This window comes from Vibrio phycocola (genome assembly GCF_054404255.1).
On sequence record NZ_JBTAMQ010000011.1, the window covers coordinates 43,546 to 59,514 of the forward strand.

At 38.5% G+C, this 15,969-nt stretch carries 13 protein-coding genes; all 13 read left to right on the forward strand.

Going from position 1 to position 15,969, the window contains the following annotated elements; all coding sequences use genetic code 11:
* Positions 1–122 precede the first annotated feature (122 nt).
* The 13 genes from ACXJY6_RS14660 to sstT all read left to right on the forward strand — a co-directional run bounded on the left by ACXJY6_RS14660 (position 123) and on the right by sstT (position 15,685).
* Positions 123–1,241 (forward strand): acyltransferase family protein, encoded by a 1,119-nt coding sequence (locus ACXJY6_RS14660; protein WP_458768772.1) that lies wholly within the window; start codon positions 123–125, stop codon positions 1,239–1,241.
* Between the two features lie 92 nt (positions 1,242–1,333).
* The gene (locus ACXJY6_RS14665; RefSeq protein WP_458768773.1) at positions 1,334–2,458 is read left to right on the forward strand and encodes a glycosyltransferase; all 1,125 of its coding nucleotides are present in this window, start codon (positions 1,334–1,336) and stop codon (positions 2,456–2,458) included.
* Entirely contained in the window at positions 2,448–2,990 is a 543-nt protein-coding gene (locus tag ACXJY6_RS14670; protein ID WP_458768774.1) for a CatB-related O-acetyltransferase, read from the forward strand. Before ACXJY6_RS14665 ends, ACXJY6_RS14670 begins: the two co-directional genes overlap by 11 nt.
* Positions 2,991–3,023: 33 nt before the next feature.
* Positions 3,024–3,935: a glycosyltransferase family 2 protein gene (locus ACXJY6_RS14675; RefSeq protein WP_458768775.1), complete on the forward strand. Its 912-nt coding sequence runs from the start codon at positions 3,024–3,026 to the stop codon at positions 3,933–3,935.
* A 14-nt stretch (positions 3,936–3,949) separates the two neighbouring features.
* Positions 3,950–4,501 carry a putative colanic acid biosynthesis acetyltransferase gene (locus ACXJY6_RS14680; RefSeq protein ID WP_458768776.1) on the forward strand — a complete coding sequence of 184 codons (552 nt, stop codon included), beginning with the start codon at positions 3,950–3,952 and terminating at the stop codon, positions 4,499–4,501.
* Positions 4,498–5,742, forward strand: a complete 1,245-nt coding sequence (locus tag ACXJY6_RS14685) for a WcaI family glycosyltransferase (RefSeq protein ID WP_458768777.1) — start codon at positions 4,498–4,500, stop codon at positions 5,740–5,742. The genes ACXJY6_RS14680 and ACXJY6_RS14685 overlap by 4 nt, the downstream gene beginning before the upstream one ends.
* A gap of 59 nt (positions 5,743–5,801) precedes the next feature.
* The gene (gene gmd / locus ACXJY6_RS14690) at positions 5,802–6,926 is read left to right on the forward strand and encodes a GDP-mannose 4,6-dehydratase (RefSeq protein WP_458768778.1); all 1,125 of its coding nucleotides are present in this window, start codon (positions 5,802–5,804) and stop codon (positions 6,924–6,926) included.
* A 127-nt stretch (positions 6,927–7,053) separates the two neighbouring features.
* Entirely contained in the window at positions 7,054–8,019 is a 966-nt protein-coding gene (gene fcl, locus ACXJY6_RS14695; RefSeq protein WP_458768779.1) for a GDP-L-fucose synthase, read from the forward strand.
* 249 nt (positions 8,020–8,268) lie between these two features.
* The gene (locus ACXJY6_RS14700) at positions 8,269–10,392 is read left to right on the forward strand and encodes a right-handed parallel beta-helix repeat-containing protein (protein ID WP_458768780.1); all 2,124 of its coding nucleotides are present in this window, start codon (positions 8,269–8,271) and stop codon (positions 10,390–10,392) included.
* Between the two features lie 2 nt (positions 10,393–10,394).
* A complete protein-coding gene (locus tag ACXJY6_RS14705; RefSeq protein WP_458768781.1) occupies positions 10,395–10,862 on the forward strand; it encodes a GDP-mannose mannosyl hydrolase in 468 nt (155 codons plus the stop codon).
* A gap of 564 nt (positions 10,863–11,426) precedes the next feature.
* Positions 11,427–12,830, forward strand: coding sequence for an undecaprenyl-phosphate glucose phosphotransferase (locus ACXJY6_RS14710; RefSeq protein ID WP_458768782.1), 1,404 nt, complete (start codon positions 11,427–11,429; stop codon positions 12,828–12,830).
* Positions 12,831–13,179: 349 nt separating this feature from the next.
* Complete coding sequence (locus ACXJY6_RS14715; RefSeq protein ID WP_458768783.1) at positions 13,180–14,202, forward strand: glycosyltransferase family 2 protein; 1,023 nt, start codon at positions 13,180–13,182, stop codon at positions 14,200–14,202.
* Positions 14,203–14,434: 232 nt separating this feature from the next.
* Positions 14,435–15,685, forward strand: coding sequence for a serine/threonine transporter SstT (gene sstT / locus ACXJY6_RS14720; protein WP_458768784.1), 1,251 nt, complete (start codon positions 14,435–14,437; stop codon positions 15,683–15,685).
* The last annotated feature ends 284 nt before the right edge of the window (positions 15,686–15,969 follow it).

Consider the following 15,969-nt stretch of genomic DNA (forward strand, 5'->3'; position numbering starts at 1 on the left):
TAACTTAAGGTGATATTACAATAAAGACTGGTAATTATTATCACTATATTTATTTAGAATAATTTTTCTCAAATGGACAAATCAGAAAATTAAATTTCGAGTACAGATTAAGTAGATAAATTATGAATAAGTGTAGTTTAAAAAATCATTATGTAATGATGGATTTTTTAAGATTTTTTTGTGCTTTATATGTTGTTAGTTTACATCTAATTGGCAATTTGCTAGTCCCTGTGCATCGAATCTATCAAGGTGAGGTCGAAGCATATCAATTTTTTTATAGTAATGTGCCTTCATTTATATATTATGGTTGGATTGGCGTACCGATTTTCTTTACGATATCAGGTTTTGTTATCTCAATTAGCGCGGATCGGAGTACGTCAGCGGTACAATTTTTGGTTGACCGTGCTCTAAGGATATTTCCAGGGTTATGGATTTGCACACTAATATCGTTTGTTTTTTTAATAAACATGAAGCCAGATTTGTTATGGGGCGAGTTATTTGGTAGCTTTTTAAAAAGTGTAACACTATTTCCAATGGGGCCACATATCGACGGAGTTGTTTGGACTCTGATTGTTGAGCTAGTATTCTATTTTTATGTTTTTCTAATTTTATATTTTTTTGGCAAGAAATATATTGGAATACTAATATACATTTTGCTTTTCGGTTCGTTATTTTATCACGTTTTAGACATTTTAGTGTTAAATGAAATCAAATTGGCTGGGCAACTGGCTCGTAGGTTGGTGTTGGAGCATGGTAGTTTTTTTGCTATTGGTATTTTATTGGCCAGATATAAGAAGTTAGCTGGTTTTAAGTGTATTGTGCCTTTAGTTATTATAGGACTAATAGTATCATTTGTTAATATATCAGGTTCTGTTGAGTATATATTCAAAATTTATGGCGATTACGGTGCTTCTGAATCAGCCTTGTTCCCTTTTTTTATTTGGGTAGTATCCTGCTTTTTGATTCGCTCAACCCTTGGTAACGGAAGTGAATATTTTAAATTGGTGGCTAGGAAGGTAGGGTTAATGACTTATCCGTTATATTTGATTCACTATTTGGTTGGCCGTGGAATTTATGTTAAATTATATGAATATACTGACTTAACTAATTCACAACGTTTGATATGCTCTATTGCCATAGTCATTGCCATTGCCTCATTAATATCATCTTATTTAGAACCTACTTTTAGGGAATATCTAAAATCTTTAAAGATGTATAAGAAAATTACTCGCATTAATTAGGTTTTTTAATTTACTTATCATTAATCTTGGCAAGATTCTTATTCATCAGTACCAGTAGAACATCTATGCTAACATTTCATTAGAGTTATAAAATGTCAAATTCACCTAAAACCTTAATTGTATATCATTATATAGCTAAATATAGAAAGCCTATTTTTAGCGAACTCGTAAATTCTGGTAATTTTTTTATTGCTTCTGATGTCGTATCTAATAATGATATTGAACTTACAAATATTGATTTTCCTAATGATAAGTTTATCGCCTTAAAAAATACTTGGCTAGGAAAGAAAGTGTTGTGGCAATTGGGGTTAATATCTCATGTGATTACCGGAAAGTATGATTCAATAATATATTTAGGGGACCCAAATTTTATAACAACTTGGATTTGCCTGATATTAAATAAGTTCATGAAAACACGTTCTTATCTATGGACCCATGGATTTGTTCATAAACCTACCCTTAGTACTAAATTAAAGATAATCATGTACCGATTATCAGATGGGTTACTACTTTACGGAAACAATTCTAAAAATAAGTTAATTGAACGCGGTATCTCTGAAGAAAAACTCCACGTTATATATAATTCATTAGACTTTTCTAATCAAAAATCTCTAAAGAGTAAGATCAATAAGAGTCAGATCTTAGAAAGAAAGAATAGCTTGTTTAAATCTAACCATTTTCAATTGGTTTTTGTTGGCCGACTAACTTTCCATAAAAAGCTGGATATGTTGATTGAATTAGTAGATAGACTCAAGGGTAATCAGATATACGTAAATTTGTTATTGATCGGAGACGGAGAAGCTAGAACAACTTTAGAGAAAATGGTGGCTAATAAACCATCGCTGCTAGAACAAGTTAATTTTTATGGTAAGACGTATGACGAAAGCGAGTTATGTGAATTATTATTGAGCAGTGATCTTTGTATATCGCCTGGTGAAATAGGTTTAACGGCAATGCATGTTATGGGGTACGGTATTCCAGTGATAACTCATGATAATTTTGAGTTACAAATGCCTGAATATGAAGCGATAATTGAAAATAAAACAGGCATCTTATTCGAAGAAGGAAGCATTGATTCTCTAGTTAATACAGTTGTGCAGTATATAAATAACCCAATATTAAATGTTGATGAAAAATGTATAGAAGTTATAGAAAAGTATTATTCTCCTGAAAGTCAATTAAGACGAATTAACAAGGCTTTGAAGTATGATAATTAACCAGTTTAAACTTCATTTGCGCTTTATAAGAAATAGACTTCAAAACTTGTTAACATTTAGGAGAAATGTTCACTACACATCTCATGTGCACCTTTTTTCCGATATTAGCCGAGACATAGAAGTTGGTGAATTTTCTTATATTGGATCAGGTGCAACTATCCCACCTTATGTGTTTGTCGGGAATTATACAATGCTAGCAACTCAGGTTTCTATTGTTGGCGGCGATCATTGCTTTGACGTAGTGGGGACTCCAATTGTTTACTCCGGTCGGGAAGAATCAACGCCTACGCGCATTGGCAATGACGTTTGGATCGGTCATCGATGCATAATTATGGCTGGTTGTAAAATAGGCGATGGCGCAATTATAGCTGCTGGTAGTGTAGTTACGCGAGATGTTGGAGCTTGTGAAATTCATGGTGGTATACCTGCAAGTAAAATTAAAGATAGATTCAATAATGATGAAAAACTCCGCCATTTAGATATATTGAAAAATCAGACGTTTTCAAGGTCTACATCATCAAAGTCCAAATAATGATATTAACTTTAATCGCGAGACACATAAATAATGTTAGATATTACTGTAGTTATTCTTACTTTTAATGAAAGTAAGCATATAGAACGTTGTATAAACAGTTTGTTGGGTGTTGTTAGTCGAGTAGTTGTAATCGACTCATATTCTACTGATAACACTGTTGAACTTTGTCAATTTCTTGGTGCAACTGTATATCAACATGAATGGGTAAATTATTCGGATCAATTCCAATGGGGGCTCGATAATTCAGCTATTGATACCCAATGGACTATGAGAATGGATGCTGATGAATATTTAGAGCCAGAATTAATTGCTGAGTTGAAGTTAAAACTGCCAACAATGAATCCGGGAGTTAATGGTCTTTATTTGAAGAGGAAGGTATTTTTCAAAGGTAAATGGATTCGCTTTGGCGGTTTCTATCCTCACGTGTTATTAAGGTTGTGGCATACGGGTATTGGTCACATTGAACAACGTTGGATGGATGAACATATTGTAATTGAAAAACCTAATACAATAATTCTCGATCACGATATTGTAGATGATAATTTAAATAACATCGAGTGGTGGACAAATAAGCACAATAGTTACTCCACAAGAGAGATGATAGATTTATTGAATCATAAATATAAATTTATGGAAATAGATAAATCTCTTAATAAAACAAATGACCCACAAGCGAAGATTAAGCGGATTCTCAAAGAGAAAGTTTATTCTAAATTACCTTTAGGTTTAAGACCTTTATTATATTTTATTTATAGATACTTCGTTCGTTTAGGCTTTCTTGATGGAGGTAAGGGTTTTGTTTTTCATTTTCTACAAGCTTTTTGGTACCGATTGTTAGTCGATGTAAAAGTATCTGAAGTTGAAGCTCAAATTGATATCATGCCTGAGGCTGAAATTAAGCAAATAATTTACCGCTTGTATGGTGTTAATATTGACCACTAATAAGGATGTTATATATGATCTATCAACAACTAAACAGATTCTCACTTCCTGCTAATTTCAGAGGGCGTGGTGCAATCTGCGTTCAATTATGGTGGATTATTCAAGGATCCTTTTTTGCTTGCTCTCCCCAATTTGCCTATAAATGGAGAAATTTTTTACTCCGTTGTTTTGGTGCTCAAGTTGGCAAAAATGTAATAATTCGACCAAGTGTGAAAATCACCTATCCGTGGAAAGTTAAGATTGGTGACAATGCTTGGATAGGGGATCATGCAGAGTTGTATAGCTTGGGTGAAATAGAAGTTGGCAAAAATGCCGTTATTTCTCAGCGTTCTTACATTTGTGCTGCGAGTCATGATTATACCACTCCATCTTTCGATATTTACTCCCAAAAAGTAGTGATCGAAGAACAAACTTGGATCGCTACCGATGTCTTTGTTGCCCCTGGAGTGACTATTGGTAAGGGAGCTGTTATTGGTGCAAGAAGCTCTGTGTATAAAGATATGCCTGAAGGAATGATTTGCATGGGTAACCCCGCTAAACCAATTAAACCTCGAGTAGAATTATGAAGATAATATTGCATAGTCTTAATTACTCTCCTGAACTCACGGGAATTGGCAAATACAATGGTGAAATGGCTCCTGTACTTGTGGAAGCTGGTGCTGAAGTAACAGCAGTGGTTGCCCCTCCTTATTACCCAGAATGGCAAGTTGGAGAAGGACACTCACCACTTAGCTATAAAGCCGAAAATATCGATGGCGTGAACGTATTACGTTGCCCTATTTACATTCCAAAGAAAGTCTCTACGCTTAAGCGCTTGTTGCACTTATCGAGTTTTGCACTTAGTTCTGGACTTGCCATGTTAGGGCAAATTTTTAAGTCTCCAGATGTTATCTTTGTCGTTCAACCCACCTTTTTTTGTGCTCCTGCTGCTTTATTATTGGCAAAGCTAACTCGCGCTAAGGCTGTTATGCACATTCAAGATTTCGAACTTGATGCGATGTTTGGCTTAGGCATGATGGGCGAAGGAAGACTGTCTAAGCTGGCTCGCAGTGTTGAATCTTTTTGGCTGAAACGTTTCGATGCAGTTTCTAGTATCTCTTACACCATGTTGGATAATGTAAAAAACAAAGGAGTATCTGAAGACAAGTTATTGTTCTTCCCTAATTGGTCAGATACGCAATTTGTTAATCCTCGCGTTGACAGTAGTAAACTTCGTGAAGAGTTTGGCTTCGATAAAAGTGACAAAATTGTATTATACGCAGGCAACATGGGAGCTAAGCAAGGCTTAGAAATGGTGCTTGATGCAGCTCATCATTTTCAAATCAATCCGAATGTCAAGTTTGTCTTTGTCGGTACTGGTTCGGTTTTAGACAAACTGCAAGCCATTGTTAATGACAAAGCGCTAAGCAACGTATTTTTCAAACCTTTGCAACCTTGGGATAGAGTACCAGAAATGCTTGCAATGGCAGATATCCACCTCGTCGTGCAACGTAAAGGTGCCGCGGACGCGGTATTACCTTCTAAATTGACTAATATTCTTTCTGTTGGAGGGCACGCTTTAGTTACTGCTGAAGCACACACAGAGCTTGGGATATTGGCAGACAAGCATCCTGATATTTATCAATTGGTAGAACCGGAAAATCTAGATGCCTTTGTTAAAGGTATTGAAAATCTTTTAGAAAATGATTTAACTCAACCAAATTTAATTGCAAGGCGTTACGCGGAGCAGTATCTTGATAAATCGGTAATACTTGAACGTTTTCATCAAGATATGCTTGCATTATCAGAGCAGTATCAATTAGTTTAGTAGGTTATTATTTACGCTTAAATAATTAGAATACCAATATTTATTTATAGGAAATTACAATGTCAAAGAAAGTGGCTTTAATTACGGGTATTACGGGCCAAGATGGTTCATACCTTGCTGAACTATTATTAGAAAAAGGTTATGAGGTCCATGGTATTAAACGCCGTGCTTCATCGTTCAATACCTCTCGTATCGATCATATCTACCAAGATCCTCATGAGACTAAAGCAAATCTGTTTTTGCATTATGGCGACTTGAGCGACAGTTCAAACCTGATCCGTATTATCAAAGAAGTTCAACCGGATGAAGTGTATAACCTTGGTGCACAATCACACGTTGCCGTATCGTTTGAATCACCAGAATACACTGCAGATGTCGACGCAATGGGCACACTGCGTTTATTAGAAGCGATTCGCTTTTTAGGCTTAGAAAAGAAAACCCGTTTCTATCAAGCATCCACTTCTGAACTATACGGTTTAGTGCAAGAAATACCGCAAAAAGAGACCACGCCATTTCACCCACGTTCGCCTTATGCTGTGGCTAAAATGTACGCTTACTGGATTACTGTTAACTACCGTGAAGCCTATGGAATGTATGCGTGTAACGGTATTTTGTTTAACCACGAATCACCCCGCCGTGGCGAAACCTTTGTGACCCGCAAGATCACGCGTGCATTAGCCAATATTTCGCAAGGTTTAGAGAAATGTCTATACTTAGGTAACATGGATTCGCTGCGCGACTGGGGTCATGCAAAAGATTACGTTCGTATGCAATGGATGATGTTGCAACAAGATAAAGCAGAAGATTTTGTTATCGCGACCGGTAAGCAAATCTCGGTTCGTGAGTTTGTCCGCTTGTCAGCACTTGAACTTGGTATCACTCTTGAGTTCTCTGGTAAAGAAGAGCAAGAAATCGCGACCGTTGTTGCCATTGAAGGTGATAATGCAGCGGCATTGAGTGTGGGTGATGTGATTGTGAGAGTCGATCCAAAATACTACCGCCCAGCAGAAGTCGAAACCTTATTAGGTGACCCCGCAAAAGCAAAAGAGAAGCTAGGTTGGGTACCAGAAATCACAGTAGAAGAGATGTGTGCCGAAATGGTACGTGAAGATTTAAAACAATCTCAACAGCACGCTTTATTAAAAGCGAGTGGTTTCGATGTCAACGTATCGATTGAATCTTAATTAATTTTTTCATTTATGTTCGATTGTTAGAAATAAAAGCCAGTGAGACCACCTATGTGATTCACTGGCTTTTTTTATAGCATGCGGATTTATTATGGAATTCAGCTATTGTAGGAATGAAGGCATTATGAGTAAAAAACGTGTATTTGTTGCGGGTCATAAAGGAATGGTCGGCTCGGCGATTGTTCGTCAACTTAGCCAAGAAGGTTTGGTTGACATTATTACCCGTGATCGCAGCGAGTTAAACTTACTTGATCAACTTGAAGTCAGAAAGTTTTTTCAAGAACAGCAGATAGAGCAGGTCTATTTGGCGGCGGCAAAAGTGGGCGGTATTGTGGCGAATAATACTTATCCTGCTGAGTTTATTTATGAAAACTTAACCATTCAAAACAATATTATTCACAGTGCTCACGAAGCCGGTGTTCAAGAATTATTGTTTTTAGGCTCTTCGTGCATTTACCCAAAACTGGCTGAGCAGCCAATGCGAGAAGATGCATTACTAACGGGAACATTAGAAGAGACTAACGAACCGTATGCAATTGCTAAGATTGCTGGTATTAAAATGTGTGAGTCATACAATCGTCAATATGGCCGTAATTATCGTTCGGTAATGCCAACCAACTTGTATGGTATGAATGATAACTTTCATCCAGAAAACTCCCATGTGATTCCTGCACTGCTGCGTCGTTTCCATGAAGCGAAATTAGCCAACCAAGCGGAAGTTGTAGCGTGGGGTACGGGTAAACCGATGCGCGAATTCTTATATGTCGATGAAATGGCGGCGGCGTCTATCTATGTGATGAATTTGGACGAAGAAACCTATCAAGCCAATACTGAACCCATGTTAAGCCATATTAATGTTGGGACGGGTATCGATTGCACCATTCGAGAGCTGGTCGAAACCGTGGCAAAAGTGGTGGGTTATCAAGGTAAAATTGTCTTTGATACTACCAAGCCGGATGGCACACCACGTAAACTGATGGATGTGTCACGTTTAGCTAATCTAGGTTGGAAAGCACAAGTGTCATTAGAACAAGGATTAGCGACTACGTATCAGTGGTTCTTAGACAATCAGGATACATTCCGCAAATAGAGCAGAGCATAGATCAAGCGTTTTGTCAGTGATGATCTTTACCGAGCGGTTTTTTGGTCATCACTTGCTTTATCTAGCGTAATTCTCTACTAACGATGTTGCTAACGCACTAAATTTAAAGTTAAGTCTAATGTTAGGCTAACTTCTTCTTTACACACTCATCACCATTAGCCTTGAGAAACGGCTTATCATGCGATACTCATAGACTCACTTTTTTGCTACCACTATTCTGTTAAACATGGATGTCTTATGACTATAAAGCACCTCTTTTTCGTTGGTCTGTTGCTGATTACATTCTTTTTTTTCTCTCCGATGTCAATGGCAAACCCACAATCGGTTGAAATCTACGTCTCGCCGAATGGTAACGACAAGTGGTCAGGGCAATTTGCTAATCCAAATACTTCAGTAACTGATGGGCCCGTAAGGACATTAGAGAAAGCTCGAGATATTGTCCGACGTTTAAAAAAGAATAACAGTTCTGCTACGATCACCGTTTACATACGTCAAGGGATTTATGTTCGTACAAAACCATTTGTTTTGGGAATAAAAGACTCTGGAACTAAAAACGCTCCTATTCTATGGCGTAATTACAACAACGAAAACGTACAAATTATTGGTGGTGTTGAAGTTAGTGGGTTTAATGCTATTTCAGATAAGGCGGTTTTAAATAAACTATCTAAAGCAGCAAAAGCGAATGTACTTCAACTCGATTTAAAATCTCTCGGAGTTACGGATTATGGAAAGGTAACTTCAAGAGGTAGCCCTGGTTTTGAGTTGTTTTTTAATGATAAACGAATGCAACTAGCACGTTGGCCAAATGAAGGTTGGACAATGATTGCAGGGGTACCGCAAACAGGGACTTTAATTCATAAAGGTAACTTAAATAATTCAAAAAGTGGGAAGCATTTCGGTCGCTTTAGTTTTTCAGAAGAAAGGCCACTTAACTGGAGTAATACCAACAATATCGTTCTCCATGGATATTGGTGTTGGGATTGGTACGATGAATTCTTACAAGTCAAATCCATCGATAAAGAGAACCGCGAGATCCATATAGCTTCACCTCATTCGCTCTACGGGTTGTGTGAAGGGCAGCGTTACTATGCTCTGAATATTCTAGAAGAGCTGGATCATGCGAGTGAGTGGTATCTGGACCGTAAAACTGGGATGCTATATTTTTGGCCTCCGCACGTGATATCACAAAGCCGATCTTATATTTCTTTGTTATCAAAACCTTTGTTTGTCTTAAATAATACGCATAATATTTCCATCACTGGTCTTACATTTGAGTTTTCTCGTGGTTCAGCTGTTGTGATAAATGGTGGTTCGGATAATCATATTGCAGGATGCACGATTCGTAATATAGGTGAAACGGCTATTAAAATTAATGGTGGTGATCATAACGGTATAACTTCTTGTGATATATACGATGTGTCGTCGAGTGCGATTAATTTATTTGGCGGTGATCGAAGCTCTCTAACTCCTGCTCATAACTTTGCGGTTAACAACCATATCTATAATTACAGCTCGTGGATTCGAACCTATCAACCAGCGATAAAAGTTAAAGGTGTTGGTAATCGAATTGCTCACAACGCAATACATGATGCACCGCACGCGGGGATAGTTTTATCTGGTAATGAGCATATTGTTGAATATAATGATATTTACCGTGTTGCAAAAGAGACTGGGGATGTCGGGGCGTTTTATATGGGGCGTGACTGGACGCAGCGAGGGAATGTCATTCGCCATAACTATTTTCATGAATTGACGGCTAGTGGAGTGTTTGGCGTTAATGCTATTTATTTGGATGATTGGAGCAGTGCTACAAATATTTATGGGAATGTGTTTTTTAAGGCTGGACGCGGAATAAAGGTTGGTGGTGGAAGAGATAATATTGTAAGGGATAATTTTTTTATTGATTCAAATCCATCTATACAGGTTGACTCTCGTGGAATTGGTTGGGGGAAGTACTTTTTTGATGGTACGAATAAAATTCTTTTTGATCGGATGGATGCGATGAACTATGACAAGCCACCATATAGCGTTAAATACCCAGAACTCCTAGATTTGTATGGTGATGACCCCGCAATCGCCAAAAATAATCGTATATTTAATAATCTTTCAACGAGTGATAATTGGTTAGATTTAAAAGATGGCCTTGATTTGAATATTGTCGATGTACACGACAATATTGTTTTTCAGAGGGAAGGCGAATATCTAAACCCAAGAGATATAGTATTGCCGGAAGATAATTTTATTGAAGTTTTTGACGGTCAGCTAATGGTCGATGAGAGTATACAACTTCAATATGATATTAAGGTTCCCGATCTGAAAAACATAGGGAACTTTGAAGATGAATTTAGAAGCATAAGGTAAACATGTACCTAGACCAACCCACATTTTCAACCGTAATAGAAAGTACCCCCTTGGTGTCGATTGATCTCGTCGTACTTGACCAAAATGGGCAAGCACTGCTTGGACAACGACTAAACCGCCCAGCGAAAGATTACTGGTTTGTGCCCGGTGGTCGAATTCAAAAGAACGAGACGTTAGAAAGTGCATTTCAACGCTTGACGCAAGAAGAGTTGGGGACGGCATTTACTATTGACCAAGCAAGGCTATTGGGCCCATTTACACATCTGTACGATGACCATGTGTTTGGAGAAGAATTTGGTACTCACTATGTGGCGATTGCGTATATTTTAAAGGTCAATCGCGAAGAACTAAACTTACCGCTGCAGCAGCAACATGGAGCGTATCAGTGGTTCGATGTGCAACACTTGCTCTCTTCAAGCGAGGTTCACCTTCATACTAAATGGTATTTTGAGACTAAATCTAGTGACTGAGTTACAAAGCCGGGGATGCGTCGGTTTTGTAGCGCATTCACACTTTCTAACCTTTTTCTGCTTTCCTTTCTCTTTCATAACCTGTAAATGACATACTGAGTTCATTCCCTTGTAATGTTCAGCGTTGCGTTTAGTCATGGTATATGCCAATTAAAGCGAGTGTTATTTTTAGTTTTATTCATAAGATGGGCAAATAATGACGTCGATTTCGATGATATTACTATTGTGTTGATGGCTTTAGATGTGAATAATGCTCGTTCGTCTAATTTTTGATAAATCATTTTGTATTATATTTGCCAGATCCGATGTTAATGGACTGAATATTTCCAATATAATAACGTGATTGAACAGGCACTTATCGATAAGCATTGCTCAAAAGTGACGCATCTTACCGGGAAGTTTGAAGATCGTGAATATTGAACCACATCTTCAATAGCGTAAATAGTGTTTAGGATTGAAGCACCTAGAGCGTTAATGTAACCTAGTGGCGCTTGCGTGAAGACGCTTTGAATTGAATCTTAAAAATCGAACCAAACCCATAAAAAATAGGTAAATTCCACAATTATGAAACATGGAAGTCGTATTAAATACCATGGTGAAGAATCAGCCATAGCCTTTAAGTTTTTTGACCTTGCGATTATTACTTCTCTTCTTTATGGATTGTGTATTTATTATCTCGGTGAATTTGAAACTATTTACGAATTAACCTTAGCGGTTGTTGTGGTTCTCTTTTATTTGATTGCTGAGGTTGCAGGGGTTTACTTTACCTTTCGCTTTTCTACCCAACGAGACATATTTGTCGCCATTCTTATTTCTTGGGCGATATGCATTACTATCACATTAGGTGCTAGCGTTGTCTTTAACGTATTAGATAATTACTTCCGTGTGGTGGTTGCGGCTTGGTTTGCTGCAACACCTGTATTATTAATTACCTGGCGCTTAGGGGTGGGTTATATCCTCCGTTTATTATTCCCTGCCGAAATGGGAAAGCGTAAGGTTATTGTGATTGGAGCGACGCATTCAGGTATTCAACTTGCACATGAACTTAAGTTGCGTGGCCGCCAAACCGAAACCTTAATCGGGTTTTATGACGACCGTGGTTTAGACCGAATTGGCTTAGTTGGTCTGCCAGCACCGATTCGGGGCCGTATTGACGATGCCCTAGAGTTAGCAAAAAGCCATGCGGTACAAGAGGTGTATATTGCTTTGCCAATGGAAGCTTCGAAGCGTATCAAACAGATTTTAAATGCGTTCGCCGATGCCAATGCGCGCGTTCACGTTGTCCCTGACTTTTTCACCTTCGACTTAATGCAATCGCGATTAAAGAATGTCGGTAATATGGTGACACTCTCGGTCTACGATTCTCCATTTTATGGTTTTACCTCGATGGTGAAGCGAATTGAAGATGTGGTGTTTGCTTCTATCATTACTGTTATGATCAGCCCAGTACTTTGTGCGGTAGCACTTGGCGTAAAACTGTCGTCACCAGGGCCGATTATTTTTAAACAAGAGCGTTATGGCTTGGATGGCAAGCCGATTTTGGTGTGGAAGTTTCGCTCAATGAAAGTGATGGACAATGGCGATGTAGTCAAGCAAGCAACCAAGGGCGACCCACGTATTACCAAATTTGGGGCTTTTATTCGTCGCACATCACTGGATGAATTACCTCAGTTCATTAACGTGATTACCGGGCAAATGTCGATTGTTGGGCCGCGTCCTCATGCAGTGGCACACAATGAAGAGTACCGCAGCTTGATTAACAAATACATGCTGCGCCACCATGTAAAACCTGGGATCACCGGTTGGGCTCAGATTAATGGTTTACGCGGTGAAACAGAAACATTGGATAAGATGCAAAAACGGGTTGAATTTGATCTGGTGTATATTCAGAACTGGAGTTTGTGGCTCGATATAAAAATCATCTTCTTAACGGTATTTAAAGGCTTTGTTGGTAAAACAGCCTACTAACACAGCCACTAACACAGTCTAGCGTAACAAGTGAGGGCAGTTTTTGTTCGGGTTTTATCGACCCAAACGAAACTGTCCTTTTTATATTTATCACTCACTTCTATCTTGTCTCTCGCTGTTCTGAAACATCTAGCTGATGTTTCACAATAGTGAAGCAGAAAACCGCGTCTAAATGCTAAGACATTTTCATTAACTGCTATAATTGTTATTTTTAAGTCAGAGGTTTTACTGTAGCCTGACTCTATGCTTACAAAGGTCATCGGTTGATTTATAAAAATCCGGACCTTATTTTAACAACGTCCTTTGGTACTCAGCGTAAAGTTCGAGTAGGAATATGGAGTAGCAGTTTATGAATGCAGAATTAAAACTTGATCATCCCATTGAGGGGAAGCGTGTTAATTTTGTTTTGGTTACCTTTAACTCTGCCCCTCATATTGAAAAATGCATTGATTCTTTACTCCGAGTGCAGAGTAAACATCTGGTTGATATTGTCGTCGTTGATAATGGTTCTAAGGATCAGACGCTAGAATTATTAGCGCAATATGGCGAGAAAATTAAGGTGATTGCCAATGGTAAGAACCTTGGTTATGGCAAGGCGAACAACATTGGTTGTTTTAGTCATAAGGCTGATTTTTACTTTATTTTCAATGTTGATGCGTATATTGAGGATAACTTTTCATTAGATAAAGTGGTCGATCGCTGTGTTGAAAATGAAGAGCGCTACGCCATCATGGGCACCCGACTTCAATATCCCGATAAAAGCACACAAACCTCATCATTTAGCCATTCTAGTGCTCTGAAGTGGGCGATGCTATTAGCTGGCGCGAATTACGTTGTCAAAGCTGGAATAGCGAAGTCGCGGTTTGTGAAGGGGCTGTTTTCCTATTCTGAGATTTGCCGTTCATATTTAGATAATCACCAAGCGGTGGTCAATGACTATAGTGTTGAAACTGTGGGCTGGATCAGCGGTGCAGCGATGATTGTTAGCCAGAGTTACATTGAAAAATATGGCTTATTCGATGAGAATATTTTTCTATACGGTGAAGACGAAGACCTTTGCATTATGGCGAAATCTCGTGGTTATTTAGTTGGGGTGATTAACAGTGATCCCGTGACTCATGTGCATGGCTGGGGAACGGTGAATCGATTTAATAAAGTCGTAGCTGATTTGAAATATGGGTCGTTGCAATATTTTATCGATAAGAATTTTTCGAATACCTTGATGAAAAAGTGGATGATGAAGGCATTATTACCCTTTCATGTGTATGGCATTGCTGGAGGCGTTAAAGCTCTGTTTACGAAACAAGATATTCAGGCGGTCTCTGCTAGTGATGCCCAAAATAAAGGTAATACGATCTATGATTACCAATAAGCAATAAGCAATAAGCAATAAGGAATCAATTATTATCAGCCGTGTTTTCTAAGGTCAGTTATTTTGCTGGCCTTTTTTTTGTTCTAAACTTTTGTTTTTAGTTTTGGTTATATATGTTGTTTATTTGCTATTTATATAGATAAAAGTGTTGATAGTTTGCGTAAGATCTAGTTGTGGGTGCTTTGTTTGGTGTATTTTTGCGGCATATAAAACCAAATAGAGAATGAGATTGATGAATAATACAAAGCAAGGTGGCCCGTTAGGTGCACTGATTAATGCGAGTTTAGTAGTGCAAATTTTTATCGGGATAATAGCTGGAGTGTTGCTTGCGGTATTATCACCAAGCAGTGCGAGTGTTGCTGGTCTTTTTGGTAGCCTATTTGTTGGTGCGTTGAAGTCGGTTGCTCCTATCCTTGTGTTTGTGTTGGTTGCCGCATCGATTGCAAGCCATCAGAAGGGAAGTGAAACTCAGTTGCGTCCCATTATTATACTTTACCTTATTGGTACATTCGCTGCGGCCCTAACAGCGGTTACTTTTAGTTTTGTTTTACCGACGGAACTTGTTCTCGTGACAAACCAGGCGTCACTCGCACCACCACAAGGTATTGCTGAAGTATTGAACACTCTTCTATTTAAAGTGGTTGAGAACCCTGTAAGCGCTCTTATCAATGCGAACTATATCGCTATCCTTGCATGGGCTGTTGGGCTTGGTGTCGTACTTCGTGCTGCGGGTGATAGTACAAGACTGATGTTGACTGATCTTGCTGACGGTGTGTCTAAAATTGTAAAAATGGTGATACGTTTTGCACCTATCGGGATCTTTGGCTTGGTTTCTCAGACGATTGCAGCAACCGGATTTGATGCATTACTAGGCTATGCCCAACTGTTAGCTGTGTTACTTGGTGCGATGTTGTTTATTGCATTAGTGGTTAATCCATTAATTGTATTCTACAAAACGCGTCAGAACCCATACCCACTGACTTTGCGTTGTTTACGTGAAAGTGGCATCACTGCATTTTTCACGCGTAGTTCAGCCGCTAATATTCCTGTAAATATGGAGCTTTGTCGTAAATTGGAGTTGGATGAAGATACCTACTCTGTATCAATTCCTCTTGGTGCGACGATCAACATGGGTGGCGCTGCGATTACGATTACCGTATTAACACTTGCAGCAGTACACACGTTAGGTATTCAAATTGACTTCGCAACAGCGTTATTGCTCAGTGTTGTGGCGGCGGTATCCGCATGTGGCGCGTCTGGCGTTGCAGGTGGGTCACTATTATTGATTCCATTAGCGTGTAGTTTATTTGGTATTTCAAATGATATTGCAATGCAAGTTGTTGCGGTTGGGTTCATTATTGGTGTGGTTCAAGACTCAGCTGAAACCGCACTGAATAGTTCTACTGATGCTCTGTTTACTGCAGCGTGTTGCCGAACATCTAAAGAGAGCGCAGCAGACTTAAATTTGTTACAGAATGGTTAAGTAGGCTTGTTCTCTCCAATAAGTTAATGCTATCTTTATGCCCTCATCGCGAGGGCTTTTTTATGCCCCTGTGATAGTTTCGTAATTTTATTTGCGATTACTAACATTGATATTGTTTCTCTTGATATCATTGCCCGACTACTTACATTTTGTTCGTTCCTTTCTGTGCTTAAATATCAATAGATTGTATAGAAATTTAGAGTTGGCCTGCCATCGGGCGGATAAAACACATCTATTTAATTGATAAAGTGGATGTTTGGAACTACATTTTTTAAGTGGGTTGC

Excerpts from the sequence above, each read along its gene's own strand:
- ACXJY6_RS14665 (WP_458768773.1), top strand. The coding sequence starts at position 1,334 with ATGTCAAATTCACCTAAAACCTTAATTGTATATCATTATATAGCTAAA.
- ACXJY6_RS14685 (WP_458768777.1), top strand. The coding sequence starts at position 4,498 with ATGAAGATAATATTGCATAGTCTTAATTACTCTCCTGAACTCACGGGA.
- ACXJY6_RS14715 (WP_458768783.1), top strand. The coding sequence starts at position 13,180 with ATGAATGCAGAATTAAAACTTGATCATCCCATTGAGGGGAAGCGTGTT.
- ACXJY6_RS14705 (WP_458768781.1), top strand. The coding sequence starts at position 10,395 with ATGTACCTAGACCAACCCACATTTTCAACCGTAATAGAAAGTACCCCC.
- ACXJY6_RS14680 (WP_458768776.1), top strand. The coding sequence starts at position 3,950 with ATGATCTATCAACAACTAAACAGATTCTCACTTCCTGCTAATTTCAGA.
- gmd (WP_458768778.1), top strand. The coding sequence starts at position 5,802 with ATGTCAAAGAAAGTGGCTTTAATTACGGGTATTACGGGCCAAGATGGT.
- fcl (WP_458768779.1), top strand. The coding sequence starts at position 7,054 with ATGAGTAAAAAACGTGTATTTGTTGCGGGTCATAAAGGAATGGTCGGC.
- ACXJY6_RS14675 (WP_458768775.1), top strand. The coding sequence starts at position 3,024 with ATGTTAGATATTACTGTAGTTATTCTTACTTTTAATGAAAGTAAGCAT.
- ACXJY6_RS14670 (WP_458768774.1), top strand. The coding sequence starts at position 2,448 with ATGATAATTAACCAGTTTAAACTTCATTTGCGCTTTATAAGAAATAGA.
- sstT (WP_458768784.1), top strand. The coding sequence starts at position 14,435 with ATGAATAATACAAAGCAAGGTGGCCCGTTAGGTGCACTGATTAATGCG.
- ACXJY6_RS14700 (WP_458768780.1), top strand. The coding sequence starts at position 8,269 with ATGACTATAAAGCACCTCTTTTTCGTTGGTCTGTTGCTGATTACATTC.
- ACXJY6_RS14660 (WP_458768772.1), top strand. The coding sequence starts at position 123 with ATGAATAAGTGTAGTTTAAAAAATCATTATGTAATGATGGATTTTTTA.
- ACXJY6_RS14710 (WP_458768782.1), top strand. The coding sequence starts at position 11,427 with ATGAAACATGGAAGTCGTATTAAATACCATGGTGAAGAATCAGCCATA.